The 13,644-nt window shown below is 48.1% G+C and carries 9 protein-coding genes and 2 pseudogenes; 6 read left to right on the forward strand and 5 right to left on the reverse strand.

Going from position 1 to position 13,644, the window contains the following annotated elements:
* The first annotated feature begins 61 nt into the window (after positions 1-61).
* The 4 genes from HNQ57_RS17265 to HNQ57_RS17280 all read left to right on the forward strand — a co-directional run bounded on the left by HNQ57_RS17265 (position 62) and on the right by HNQ57_RS17280 (position 7,742).
* Positions 62-2,545: a site-specific integrase gene (locus tag HNQ57_RS17265; RefSeq protein WP_184465116.1), complete on the forward strand. Its 2,484-nt coding sequence runs from the start codon at positions 62-64 to the stop codon at positions 2,543-2,545.
* Positions 2,538-5,759, forward strand: a complete 3,222-nt coding sequence (locus tag HNQ57_RS17270) for a site-specific integrase (protein WP_184465117.1) — start codon at positions 2,538-2,540, stop codon at positions 5,757-5,759. The genes HNQ57_RS17265 and HNQ57_RS17270 overlap by 8 nt, the downstream gene beginning before the upstream one ends.
* 369 nt (positions 5,760-6,128) lie before the next feature.
* Positions 6,129-6,395, forward strand: coding sequence for a hypothetical protein (locus HNQ57_RS17275; protein ID WP_184465119.1), 267 nt, complete (start codon positions 6,129-6,131; stop codon positions 6,393-6,395).
* 378 nt (positions 6,396-6,773) lie between these two features.
* Positions 6,774-7,742 carry an IS30 family transposase gene (locus HNQ57_RS17280; RefSeq protein ID WP_184465121.1) on the forward strand — a complete coding sequence of 323 codons (969 nt, stop codon included), beginning with the start codon at positions 6,774-6,776 and terminating at the stop codon, positions 7,740-7,742.
* A gap of 134 nt (positions 7,743-7,876) precedes the next feature.
* On the opposite strand, the gene HNQ57_RS17285 is transcribed toward HNQ57_RS17280, so the two are convergent.
* From HNQ57_RS17285 to HNQ57_RS18280, 3 genes and pseudogenes are all read right to left on the reverse strand, one after another.
* Positions 7,877-9,142 (reverse strand): cation:proton antiporter, encoded by a 1,266-nt coding sequence (locus HNQ57_RS17285; RefSeq protein ID WP_184465123.1) that lies wholly within the window; start codon positions 9,140-9,142, stop codon positions 7,877-7,879.
* A gap of 151 nt (positions 9,143-9,293) precedes the next feature.
* Positions 9,294-9,838 (reverse strand): annotated as a pseudogene (gene trhA / locus HNQ57_RS18275) (PAQR family membrane homeostasis protein TrhA).
* On the reverse strand, positions 9,772-9,930 hold the full coding sequence (locus tag HNQ57_RS18280; RefSeq protein ID WP_184465129.1) for an ElaB/YgaM/YqjD family protein: 159 nt from the start codon (positions 9,928-9,930) through the stop codon (positions 9,772-9,774). Before HNQ57_RS18280 ends, trhA begins: the two are co-directional and overlap by 67 nt.
* A gap of 470 nt (positions 9,931-10,400) precedes the next feature.
* Here HNQ57_RS18280 and HNQ57_RS17305 point away from each other — a divergent pair, with 470 nt between their 5' ends.
* Together HNQ57_RS17305 and HNQ57_RS17310 are read left to right on the forward strand one after the other, a co-directional pair.
* Positions 10,401-11,564, forward strand: coding sequence for an AI-2E family transporter (locus tag HNQ57_RS17305; RefSeq protein ID WP_184465131.1), 1,164 nt, complete (start codon positions 10,401-10,403; stop codon positions 11,562-11,564).
* A gap of 44 nt (positions 11,565-11,608) precedes the next feature.
* Positions 11,609-12,292 (forward strand): annotated as a pseudogene (locus HNQ57_RS17310) (IS6 family transposase).
* Positions 12,293-12,781: 489 nt separating this feature from the next.
* Here the strand turns inward: HNQ57_RS17310 and HNQ57_RS18285 are convergent.
* Positions 12,782-13,066, reverse strand: a complete 285-nt coding sequence (locus tag HNQ57_RS18285; RefSeq protein WP_226968301.1) for a hypothetical protein — start codon at positions 13,064-13,066, stop codon at positions 12,782-12,784.
* Positions 13,067-13,092: 26 nt separating this feature from the next.
* Positions 13,093-13,644, reverse strand: a 552-nt coding sequence (locus HNQ57_RS17320) for an ABC transporter permease (protein ID WP_184465133.1), incomplete at its 5' end; no start/stop codon positions are given.

Here is a 13,644-nt window from a genome sequence, read left to right on the forward strand (position 1 = left end):
AAACTTGGGAATGTAGTCGCAGCAACGAGCCCCTAACGATATCGAGTGGAGCAATAGTTAGATGAGTGAAGCCAATAGCATTTCTCGTTTAGCGCTTGAAACACAAATTGACGAGCAGCGCCTGAAATTATTGTTCGACACCTTGCGTGCTCCGGCGTCGCTAACAAGACTTCGACTAGTGCTCCTCAATCTACAAGCCACAATTCAAGCAGGACAAGGGCTCCACTTTTCTCTGTTTGACGGTCATGATGCAGACATATTCTCAACTGATGACATAGATCGGCTACTGGTTGCGCTGGAACCGGGGGCCAGTAGCAGCTTTACGCCGGACCCTAGCTGGATAGACGATTCTGCTGAGTCCCGAGGTATTATAAAGGAACACCCGGAGTGGGCGATGCTGATAATCGGCCGCTCAAACCCTATTCGACAACAGCGCGACTACTTCAGGCATCTCTATATCGCCCTGTACTGCTCGATTCTGCAGCGCAGGCGCCACGAAAAGCTTGGTTCGGAAATAGAAGTAGGGTGTCTTGTTTTGCGCAAGCTCGCCACGGGTAAAACACCAGCTTCGGCCATATTCGAAATATCGAAAAACTGGTCTCTTTCCGATTACCTGCGGGAGCTAAAAGAACTCCCTGAAGATGTCTTTCCCAGCTGGTCTGGTGTTGAGCTCCTTGTCCGAAAAATTGAAGAGAAATTGGGGAAGACCCGTTTTGTATCCGGTCGACATGCCGTGGGTAGCGTTGTTCGGCGTGTTGAGCGAGCTGATGTGGATGATCCTAATCCCGAAGGTCCGCTATCGGAACTACACATCTATCAGTCTCAAGCCGATCCTGAAACAAAAAATCGGGCGCGCGCGTTGGGATTGCATCCAGGTGAAGTGGAAGATTTGCGAGCAATCGGTGTTCGGTACTCGAAAGCCAGCCCCACCGCGAATTTCAACCTCCGAGATCATGCTAGACGGCAAACTAGTCAGATTCAGCACCTGAGCAGTTTGAATCAGCGCCTGCCATTTCGCTACCAGCAATTGACAGAGACAGAGTTAGCGATTGCAGCTGCGCTCCCCATGAAGCTTATCCAAAGTGCACAATCAAACGAAATTATAGAAGGAAATACGTCTAGCTCAAATGAGTCTGAGCTGGATGAGTACGTCGCCGCGCTTATCCAACTACTATTATGGCTAGGACGTCCACTTCAGCAGCTACTTGAGATGCGTTTTTATCGGCAGCTGAATGAGCTGCCAAAAACGATCGATGACATTGCCTATATTGCGGAAGAAGACGTATTTGTTTTACCGATACGCTCACCGGAGTGGAAGCGCAAGCTCAGTGAGAATGATCGCTATTTACTTGAGCGCGTAGGCGGCGCTTCAACGACCTCATCAGATCACCGCATCATCGTGTCCAGCCCAATTCGTTTTCAGCGAATAGCCAAGCTCATCGAAAGAAAATACAGTGATTCAGGAGCTGGCCGCGCGAAGTACTTCTTCCCCTCGTGGCTGCACAGTACTCTCGAAGCTCGTTTGCGTAAGGTCTTGTCGGCGTGTAATCGCCAAAATGATGTGCGTCTCACTCCACTTAGAATTAGCCAAACCTTATTTGATGAAATCACGGCGCTCTCTACTGACTGGGTGGATGCATCGTTACTGACTGGGCATGTGTTTACGATTACAGAGGTTGCCTCCCACTACTACTCAATAAGCGGAGATGATCTGCAAACTTTATATCACGCGGCCGTCGATTCCTTGAGGAGCCGGCTTGCACCCTATTTAGGGTTAGATATTCGGAATTTATATGATTTTGAACAAGCTCACTCAAATGTTACGGATCACGGTAGCAAGCTTAATGTGAAGCCCTTGCTAGTAAAAACAATGGTTCAACACTTCAAGCATGAACTCGCTATGGCAAAGCGACGGCAGCCAGGAGTAACAGCTGTTCACAATGCATTAGCAACATACATTTCATTCTGGATACTGTTTTGTACGGGCTATCGTGCAGTCAATGACTTGATATTCAGAATTCAAGAGATTGATTGGACGTCCGGTTTGCTTGTGATTTCTGATAAGGATGACGACTACCAATCTAATTCAAGGGTTGTGTGGCTACCTCCCAAATTATTGCAACAGATTGACCTTTATATGAAGCACCTAGAAGTCATGCAGACAAAGCTACTTCCGGGCACACAGGCCTGGCTTCACATCCATCAATTGCTCCGGGAGCACACAGTAGCTATTCCACTCTTGTTTTTTATCCAAGAGGATCGTACGACCCAGCGCCTGACACCGGAAAGCCTTCGGCAACAGATTGAAGGTTACACACTTCCAATCAATATTGGGCGCCACTACCTGCGACCGAGACTCCGCATCCTTGGTTGCCACGCCGAGTACGTCAACGCCTATTTGGGCCATTGGCAAATTGGTCAGGAACCATTTGGTCGATACTCTTCGATGAGCCCTTTGGAAATGGTTTCTCAGATATCACCTTTCCTAGAAAGCCTACGTATTGAGGCTGGGTGGACTCCACAAACCGGATTCGCCAATGCCTAATATTACGGAGCTATGGTCTGGGTGGAAGTTGGTCGAGCCCGAGAAAGCGACAGGTGGTGCAGCGGCCCGAACATATAATAGATTAAAGAGTAAACGTCGCCGACAAGAACAAGTGCTAGAGATGATTGCAGCTGACCTTCCAAGTCTTCTAAGCGGCGATCATGACGTGGTTGTCCGTGATGCTCTAGTGGAAAAATGGGTGTCAGCGATTAATAAAGGCGAGGGAACATCAATATACGATGTGCGAGACCAGATAAATTTTCTGGCATCCAGTCTTGAAAGAGGTAAGCAGCAGCTGGGCTGGAAAGTCAGCCCCCTGTCGCCTATTCGCCTCCTTAAAAGAGAGGCCAGTCCGTTTACAGTTGATTCGTTCTCAAGCATGAATGAATTCCGAGCCTGGCAGGCCGATATTGAGTCACGACTATCGCTTCTTGATTTTGGCAGTGAAATCCAGAACGAGACTCTGGCGGGGAAAAGCGACGAAGAGCACGCAAGCTGGGGGCTAGTGCTATACAGCGCCTTAACACGCGACGCCATTCTGAATCAAAAATACCTCAACAGTCTCCCGCTGTTTGTCGACACTCTGTGTATCGGCAAGGGAATGACTTGGATTACGTTTTTTGATCAGGACGAAGAAGGGGGAAGAGAAAAAGATACAGACAACTTAATTCGGTGGCGGTGGATTCTCAGCCCGTCAAGTCTGGCGTTGCTTCTCCGACACATTAGTTTTTTTGGTCATCCTAAAGTTAAAAATGCTAAAGAAGCACAGCAATATACACAACGGTCGTGGCAGGCAATGTGTAAGTTGTTTGGTGCTGAGAAAAAGAGTTTGTCCAAAGTGGTTGCAATGCTTGGAACAACCTTTGGATTTCAATTTCCACCGTACCTTGTCGGTAGTTTACGTGGTCGACACGTTAGTACATCGCTTCCAGAGCAGCGTTGGAGACAGCTGTTACTCGGGGGGCGGAATCTTCTGGCTAGTTCAGGGGACGGATCCGGCTCTGCGGTAGAGCTTGGTGCTAAACGAATTACAATAAATCCAGATTTCGACAAAATCAGCAGCCTGCACGATAGCGCAGATATCTTAAAATCTTTAAGCAGTGCGGTTTACAAGCGACGTAATGAGCGGCGCTTATCTCATAGTGAGCTAACCCAAAGACTGAGTAGTATAGAGGAGGAAGCCGCCTCTGCGGCGCCAATTATTCACGCAATCAGCCTATGGACTATTCAGTTGCATAGGGAGAAGCGCAAACAAAGTACAATATATCGCTATCATAGTGCTATAGCTCGTCCACTATTTTTAACCATTGGCGGAAGTGCCGTCAAGCCAGAGTGCGCGCTCGAGCTAAGTAAAGCCTACGATGAAATTATTGAGCAAACAAAAACTCAAAAATCAAAGCGGTATAATCAGGTGGTACTTGCTCGGTTTCATCGGTTTCTTGTTGAGGAGTGCAATTTTCCGGCAGTAAATTTTGGCAGTAACGATACCGGATTAATCGCAAGGAACTCAGACGCAAATATTATATCGGAAAAAGAATATGAGTTAATTTGCGCAGCCATTATTTCTTCAGGCCACTCCAGTTTAATCCGGATCTGTTATTGGATATTCGTTCTCGGCTATCGCGCTGGACTCCGCATTAGTGAAGCGCTTTCTGTACAGTTAGCGGATATCATAATGCCTGATTCTAGCTTTGATGGCGCTGAACTCGTCCTGATTGTGAGGCAAAATGCCTTTGTAGATACCAAAGCCTACGATTCCCGTCGACTTCTGCCGCTCCACCTATTACTGACAGAGTCAGAACTAGTTGCATTCCGAGAGTTCTGTCAGTTCCGGCGCGCAACCAATGCGAGCACGAAAACGATGTTGTTTAGAGAGGGGCGTGACGAATCGGCACCACTTATGGATAACATTGTGCACCCGATAATCCATGAGGCGATGAGGTCCGTGACGGGAGTTCAAAAACTCCGCTTCCAACATCTACGTCATACTTTCGCAAATAATCTGCTTCTAGCCTATCATGGCGTGGCGCCACCTTGGCCGCATCCACAGCACCTTGAAAAAATCATGGATGAATTGAATGCGACCTACACGCGAACTGGGCTGTATTTTATTTCACAGCTTACGGGCCACCAGTCGCCATACACGACGTTAACCGACTATCTGCACTGCATTGAGCTGATACAGCAGCATTATTGTAATTTGAAATTCGAGTGGGGAGCGGATCTAAGTGGAAGAGTTGCTCCTGAAGAACAGCTAGAACCCTTTCTCAGCATCCTCAATATTAAGCAGTCACGCATCCGAAAGTGGAAAGAGCGCTACGGCAATGACTATGGCGAATGGCTTGTGAGAGGCTTCCCAAAAGTAATGGTTGGCCGCCTTTCTCAAGATACAGTGGCGCTTTATGGTGAGCCTAGCATACAAATTTCGGCGGTGAGAACACTCGACCGGCTCAGTTTGAGTGAGGTAGAAGCACTTGTGTTCGCGGATGGCAAGACGCCAGATGAACTCGATAGGATTTTTCGACTGGAAGGTGGTTCATGCGGAAAACTGTTAGATTCCTACCGCAATTTCCTTTACATCCCAAGTAAAAACCAAAAAAATGATTTTAGGCACACGCGACCGTCTGTGTATGCTAAAGACAAGAAGGAAATATTTAAAGAAAACATAATACACAGAGCTCTAATTCCACTTACACCACCTCGGTCGCACGCGCATAAGAAAATTTCTGAGACAGTATTCTCGAAGATATTTCGGGATTTCGATACGACGAGTGACTTAGTAACAGTTCGTGAACGACTGTTGGTATTTCATAACGGACACCGAGCGCGTGACGGCTATATCTATATTCCAAATGCTGAGGTCGGCATTGGTTTTATCAACTGGTTGTTATCTCTTGGTTCGGGATACCATATTGTGGTTAATGTTACAGGAGCCTCTCTATCAGATATTCCGGTTGAGGAGCAAATTTTGTACTGGAAGAAAGGGCTTTCAAATTACACGGCGAGAACTGATGTTCGGCTAAAAAGAGTGGGTAGAATAAAGCGTCATCGATATGGCACCGCATTCATAAAAATTAGAGCTCGCTCAACTACCAAAACACAGATACTTAGTAATGATGTAAACAATAGCTGGGCGGTTAGATATGCGTTGCTTATAGCTTGCGTCATGATGACGTCGATTAGGGATAATAATGCCCGGGTAGAGTCTATGTGATTCTTAGATGTCGAGGCATCCTTTCCAAGTGTTTGTGTAATTTCACTGAGTTTTGAATCAATTATTGCCAATATTTGCTGGCTATTCTGACCCACTTCAAGGCTCAGAAGGGGGGGTAATAGCGGATCACTATTCCGTGCAACTAGTGGGTAAATATGGAGTGCAATTCAACACGCCACACCATCAGTTAGGCATTCTCGCCCGGGAACCAGCACATTAGGCGGAGAATAACCCCCGCGCTTCTATCTACGTTAAGCCACTATCGCAACCCCCTTTTTTAAAATCATTTGCCCTACGGTTGTTAAGCGATGCAGGCTTATTTGCGCTGCCAATAAATTCCAATACGTTGGAATTTTCGTGGAGACAATCATGATACCGCGTTATGAATTCGACAATATTGTAAATAATACAATGATGGAGCTGTGCTTTGCTGGGAAAGCTGCATTGCGTATTTTAGGGGAATGGGGTTTTAATGAAGAGGAAAAGATTCAAATACTCGGCTTTATTTTTACGGGTAAATTTCCAGATGGCGGTATTAAGGATGCACATACCCAAGCTATTTCGTGTGTCATCGACATCAACAACGTAATGAATTGTTATCACATAGACACCAAGTCCATACATCATCATATGTGATACGACATACGTCGCAGCTCACAGCAACAATGTTATCGATTTCTATGATTTTCTTCTCAGTGTGTTTCATCGTTTAAATAGCCCTCTGTTGATTTGCATCCGCATCCCTCCTAGGTCAATATAAAATGCAAATCAACATGCTCAGCTCATTGCTATCGGAACCCCCGTTGAAGTGGTCGATAATAACCTCGAAGGTCTATAAAAATCACTGTAAGAATTACTAGCCGGCGCCAACAAATGGACAGCACATTATTCCCAATAAAGAGTAACCATCCAAGCGTGGTTTCAAATCTGAAGTGCATCATCTGATGCAGTAGAAGAAAGGGTCAGCTGAAGGTAAGCTCATCATTTTTTTCTCCGGCAAGAGATGAAATCACAATGAGTTATTACCAGCAGCTGACTTATGAGCAACGATGCCAGATATCAGCCCTAAATAAAACAGGTTGTTCACAAAGAGAGATCGCTAAGAACGTCGGTACAAGTCAGTCAACAATCAGTAGAGAGTTAGCTCGTAATACAGGTGGCCGAGGTTACCGGCACAAACAAGCTCAGGCTAAGTCGTCCTTACGTCGTAAGGCGGCAGCTAGGCGCTCTAAAATGACGTTGGCTATGATCGCACTGATTGAGTCCAAGCTTCGGCAGGAATGGAGTCCGGAGCAAATATCGGGGTGGCTACTTGATGATCTAGAGCTTCTGATTAGCCATGAGACGATCTATCTGCATGTTTGGTCGGATAAGCGATCTAACGGAGATTTGTATACGTACTTGCGACGTCAAGGCAAGAAATACGACAAGCGCCGTAATGGCAAATCCACACGAGGACACATTAAGAACCGTGTAAGCATTGATGACCGCCCTGAGGCTGTGGACAACAAATCCCGAATTGGTGACTGGGAAATAGACACAATGATAGGGAAAGGCTATAGCGGTGCGCTGGTCACCATAGTGGAGAGGGTCACCAAATTCACCTTGTCTGCGCAGGTCGATAACAAAAGTGCTGCGGCTGTCACAAAAGCCACGATCAGTTTGTTAAAGCCATTTAAAGATGTGGTTCACAGTATCACGGCGGACAACGGGAAAGAGTTTGCTTATCATGCTGAGATCAGTAAGGCGCTCTCAACGGATATTTATTTTGCACATCCGTACAGTTCGTGGGAGCGCGGATTAAATGAAAATACGAATGGGCTACTACGGCAGTATTTTCCAAAAAGCACAAATTTGAAGTTGGTGTCTAAGGCAGAGGTAGATAGAGCTGTGAACCGACTAAATACCCGCCCAAGAAAAGATTTAGGTTTTAAAACACCAGATCAATTAATGGGTGATTACCGGGCTGCGAATGCAGCTTAAACCTTGATGCACTTCGGATTTGAAACCGCGAAGTATTATTAACCCGAATGGTTACTCTTTATTTGTTAGGGCCGCCAGATTAATCGTATAGAGTTCTGCCAGCCAGGCGTCAATGTATTGGCCAGAGTCGTGGTTTATTGCTGGGAACGGTGCCAGAATTTTCGCATCATCGGCTTGACGCTGACGCCGTGTAACAGAATCGAAAGGGCTACCACCACAAGTGTCAGGTGAATTAGCTCTATCGCCAGCTCGTCGCCGATACCGTGCTCGATGGCGTACATGAGATAGTAAAGCGAGCCGATGCCACGCACACCGAACCAGGCCGTCAGGCCACGTATTCGCCAGGGGATGCCGCTGCCAGCCAACCCCACCATCACGCTCAGGGGCCGGGCGACGATAAACAGGAATAATGCCAGCCCCGTCGCTCGCCAGCTCCAGGAGTCGAGAAACAGCATGCCACCGACAAACAGAATCAACACCAGTTCGGATAGCCGTTCCAGATGCTCCTTGAAGATCAGCGAGCCAGCACTGACATGCGCTGGTTCCGTATCAGCCCGTATCTCCAGTAATTGATCCGGCTTTACTTCCGGGACTTTTAGTTCTGTCTGCCGCAATGCCACCGCCGCAAAGAAAACTGCCAGAAAGCCCCATGCATTAATCCACAGACAAATGCCGTACACCGTGCCGATCAATCCCAGACCCAGAAAATCATTCAGAAACTCGACGTGCCGCCCGCTGCGGCGCAAGTAAACGCTGATGCGGGCGAGCCCCCACCCCGCGCCCCACCCGACTGCGATCGCCGCGCTCGTGGCCCAGAGCACATCCATTAGCCACCAGCGCTGGCCGAAACTACCCAGATCATGAAGTCCAAGCAGGCCCAGACCCAGCATAACGAAGGGGAATGCGCTGCCGTCATTCATGCCGGCCTCACAGGTCAGGCTAAAGCGTAGCCGGTCGCGATCCTCTGCATGCCGGATTTGCACGTCGGTTGCCAGCACCGGATCGGTCGGCGCCAGTATGGCGCCCATCAGCACCGCCGCCCCCAGCGACAATCCCAAAACGTAATGGCTAAATCCGGCCACCAGCGCCACACTCAATGTCATCGACACAAATGCCAGTAGCACGGGCTGACTCCAGCGCGCCCAGGTGACCGGCACCGGCATTTTTACGCCGGCGGAAAACAACGAAATAAGTACCACGACCTCGGTGAGTACTTCGAGCAGGGCAGATTGTTGCAGCGGGTTGAAATGGAAAAGCTCGAATCCGGTTGGCCCCACCAGCAGGCCCACAGACAGATACAGCATCGCCGACGTTACCGCAAAACGTTTGATCAGCGGGGCGGTCAGCCCCATGGCGAGCATCAGTCCACCGACCAGTAAAAACCAACCAGCACTATTCATTGTGTCACTCAAAATTTTGTGGACGAAGGAAGCATCAGTGGAACCCACTCGGAAAGGGATATTTCGCGAACCAAGTGTGTGTGATCCGCACGCACGGGTCTGTCTGCCAGCGTACAGATGGCCACAGGCGGTGTAAATGCGTGGGGCTCGCTCATGCCGTGTCAGGCATCACGTAGAGCAACACTACAAAATAGTGGCAGACGCTGCCACCGAGTACAAAAAGGCGCCAGATGGCGTGGTGGTAGCGCAGGCTTAGCCATCGGTAAAAAATCGTGACGACGCTGTAGCTCAGCCCGACGGCCAGCAGCTGCCACAGCCCACCCGGCGCCAACGCGGCGACCAAGGGCTTTATTGCCACCACCACATACCAGCCCATCACCAAATATACCGCGAGCGAGAGTTTATCGAAGCGGCCGGTGGTGACACCTTGAACACGATACCGATGAGGGCCAGACCCCAGGCGGTGCCAAAAAGGCTCCAACCCCAAGGGCCGCGCAAGGTTACGAGCGTGAATGGTGTTGTGTACGTGCCGGCGATTAGTACATAGATCAGGCAGTGATCGAGGATCCGGAAAACATGTTTAGTGCTGGTTATAGGAATGCTGTGAAACAGGGTCGAAGCCGCAGACATCAACACAAGCGTGGCGCCAAAACTGACCGAGACCATGTGCCAATCAACAGGCCGAGGCCGACGCATATGCCGACCGCCAGCCAAGGATTTTCGTGCACGTATCGATCGGTGACTTTGGCGTTCTTGCGGCCCCGATCCGGTGTTATCTGTTCTTTCATGCGTCACGTGCAGGACCGACGCTGATAATGCTTAAGATCGATCGACTTCGATTATCGGATGTCCGCTTCAAACAATACGGACCCTATGATCAGGGTATATTATTAGTACTTCGCGTTAGCCTGCTAAGTTGAAAATATTGACTTGATTGAGGAGAAATTCTCACCAGTGTACTGTGACGTACAGACGGCTATCGGTTTTCTGGTGAAACTAAGCTCTCTCAAGAGTGTCTAGTGACACCAGATTGACACCGAAGGCCTTGCAGACGGGGATGGTAATAATGTATTTCACGCTCTTCAAATATTTATTGTCTAACTATCAGTTTATACGTTTCCGTGTCGCCGCTCTACGGAGAGCAGTGATCAGTCGAATGAGGAATGCAGTGATCGTCGAATTATAAAAAAAATAGCTTCTTCTACCAAGAATTTGTAAGTTGCTTTTGCAAGTAAAATAGCCCAATCCAGAGGAAACTATGACTACTTCTTTAAAGGAGGGTCGCGACGATTTGAAACAAAGCCTCAAGAGCAAGCATTGTTCTGGCTTATTTTTTCTCGCAGGGATGTACACCCTGTATTTCGCATCCTCACTGTGGATACCCATTGTGATAGCGCTTTTGCTGGCGTTGCTGCTCAGTCCTCTGGTCACTTTTTTACACCGGATCTATATACCCCGCTCCCTTTCCGCTGCATTACTGCTAATCGCGATAGGCGGGCCATTCACATTTCTTGGCATGCAGCTGGTGGAACCCGCGCAAAAGTGGATTGAGCGCGTTCCCGAGGTATCCGCTAAGTTGAATCAGCAAATCACCAATATAGCCGAGGTGCTGGCTCCCCCGAACCAGAAAATACTAGCGTCCGAGGCTGAGCAGAAAACGAAAAAGAAAACTGGCCTATTAAGATTTTTTGGTTGGACTGACGACGAAGTGCCGCCCCTCACGCCGCCGGAACCCAACACCGCAGTCTCCGATCGACTAGCACTCGGTGGACTCGATATCGCCATGAAAGTTTTAGCTGAAACTCCGATATTACTCGCACAGTTCCTAGTATGTATCATCTTGGCCGTTTTCCTTTTGGTTTATGGGCCGAGTATCTACCGAACTGCTCTTGAGGTTGTGCCGCAGTTTCAGGACAAGGTGTCGTGGTCGAGATTAGTAAAAGATACTCAACGAGAACTATCTCGCTATATCCTATGCATCAGTCTAATCAATACCGGGCTAGGGCTGGCCACGGCCACCACATTGTGGCTATTCCGACTTGAAGACCCGCTCCTGTGGGGTGCGATGGTGGCACTGTTTAATTTTGCGCCCTATGTGGGCACGATATTTAGCCTCGCAATTCTCGGCATGGCTGGAGTGGCTCAATATGGCCTGGTGGGGGCGTCTCTGTTGCCCGCGTTGGCTTTTTTTATTCTCAATCTTGTCGAGTCACAGCTTGTCACCCCCGCGGTATTGGGGCGAAATATGCGAATGAACCCGCTGGTGATCATGCTGTGGTTGATGCTTTGGGGCTGGCTCTGGGGAGTGGCCGGGGTGTTGATTGCAGTACCCTTGCTGGTGTGTATTAAATTGATCCTTAGTCAGTCAGCAGTATTTGACCACTGGGTCAAGCTGATTGAAAGTCGAGCTGTATCTGACTAGATGGTATTGCCAAGTTAACTCGCAGTTTCTGCTAATGTAGGGGTATGAACATATACAAACGCCACCGATTTCCCCGCGATATCATTGCTTATGCAGTATGGCTTTATCATCGTTTCAATTTGAGTCACCGCGATATAGAGGATTTACTGGCCGAGAGCGGGATCATTGTTAGTTGTGTGGCTATCAGGCTCTGGTGCATCAAATTCGACGCTATTTACACACGCTGATTGCGACGGAATCACCGGGGCTATGGCGATACGTTTTACATTAACGAAGTTTTTATATCGATCAATGGGAAACGGCATTACCTTAGGCGAGCAGTGGATCAAGACGGCGAAGTTGTCGATGTCTACCTTCAGGTAAAAAGGGATGGAGCGGCAGCTAAGCGCTTTTTTCGCCGATTATTGAAGCGCCATGGTGAGGGGCCGAGGAAGATTGTGACAGAGACATTGCGGAGCTAGGGTGTTACTCATCGGGAATTGATACCGGAGGTGCTGCAAAGTACCAAAGTATATGAGAGTAACCGCGCCGAGCAATCTCACGAATCGACTAGGATGAGGGAGCGGGGTATGCGGAAATTCAAGTCCGCTCGGCGGGCTCAACAATTTTTGACGGCTCATGCGGCGATTTCAAATGTATTCAATCTTGGTCGTCATCTGATTCGAGCTGAAAGGTTTTGTAATCTTAGGGGCGGTGCGTTTGCAGAATGGAGAAGGGCTGTAGCTTGAGTTGTTACAGTGTCATTCAGTGCAACTCAGAAAGTTAACTTGTCAGTACCATTGTCGGTTCTACCGCAGTGTGTTCAGGTTCGCGTTATTGCTATCACCGAAGTGATGATAATGGTGCTTTCTGTGAAGCGTGTTCTTAAGCTCAACGTTTTTCAGTCACGAACGTAAACGAAGATCAAGTTAAACGATTCTTGCTCCTTAAGTTATTAAACGAAGGAACCATGTAAGAGTTAACAGAGCGAAACAATATCGTCGTTTTTATCGCAGTGTATAATAGCGGAATGACGGGACGAGTATTTTAAACAATGACGAAGCGTATCTTACTCAGATTTCCGAGCGATATTTGCGCGGTCTTAATTTTCAGCATGCGCGCCACTAGCTCCGGTGAACGATAATACTGCAGCGACAACCAATGTAATTATTAATCCTGAGTTTTTCATTTTTGATATAAAATACTAGCCACCCCGTGCTGTAATAAGTGGTCAACTCTCACATCAGCCAACGTCTTTTCATTAACAAATACGCAAGGTAAAGCATCAACGATCCCAACAGGAATAGATAGATCCAATCAAAAGTCATATCAACCGCTCTGCCATTCTCCAGAAGTATGGATTGAAGGGGATGGAACAATTGATAGGACGGTAATAAGGGCGCAATGGTGGTCAGCTTCTGTGAGACGTCGGACATTGCGGACGGTAGCAGGTGGGGCAAGAAGAAGACGACACCCAAGGTTCTGGCGCTGGCCTGATTGCGACAGAGAAAGCCCAGAAATATTCCAAACGCGCTAAAACAATAGGCTCCTACAAGGACAAAAGCATGTAGTCAAAAAGATGTACCGCGCCATATTCTCCCAATATATGAAGCATCAAGACGGCAGTCGTAATCAGAACTATACCCAAGATCAATTTGGCAATGAGCCACTGAATTTCATTAATGGGCGTCTGGAGAAGAGCAAGCAGCAGTTTCTTTTCTTTCTCTTCGGCAACTTGCATTGGGAGAATAATAAAACCGACGAGCAGAACTAGCATTAAGACCCACGTAGGCAAAGTCTCCCTTTGCGCGCCGCCCTGGTGGTGTACTGTTTTGACCTCAGTAATCCAATCCGCGCGATTTACTTCCGTCGCTTTCTGTAGTGCGGAAATGGCTTGCACGATTGCAATGGTATGTAGAGATTCCATTTTTAGGACATGCAGCACAAGACGGTCGGGTGATTTTTCGTTACTAGTCAAAATCCCATCAATCTTGCGCTCCTTCAAATGTAGTGGCATAGTGAATTTGGCCACCTGATTAGAGGTGATATGATCACCTCTATAACGATACAGGTGATCAATGAGCAATCGTACAAGACCGAC

The sequence above is a fragment of the Zhongshania antarctica genome, from assembly GCF_014202945.1.
In the GTDB taxonomy this organism is placed as follows: domain Bacteria; phylum Pseudomonadota; class Gammaproteobacteria; order Pseudomonadales; family Spongiibacteraceae; genus Spongiibacter; species Spongiibacter antarcticus.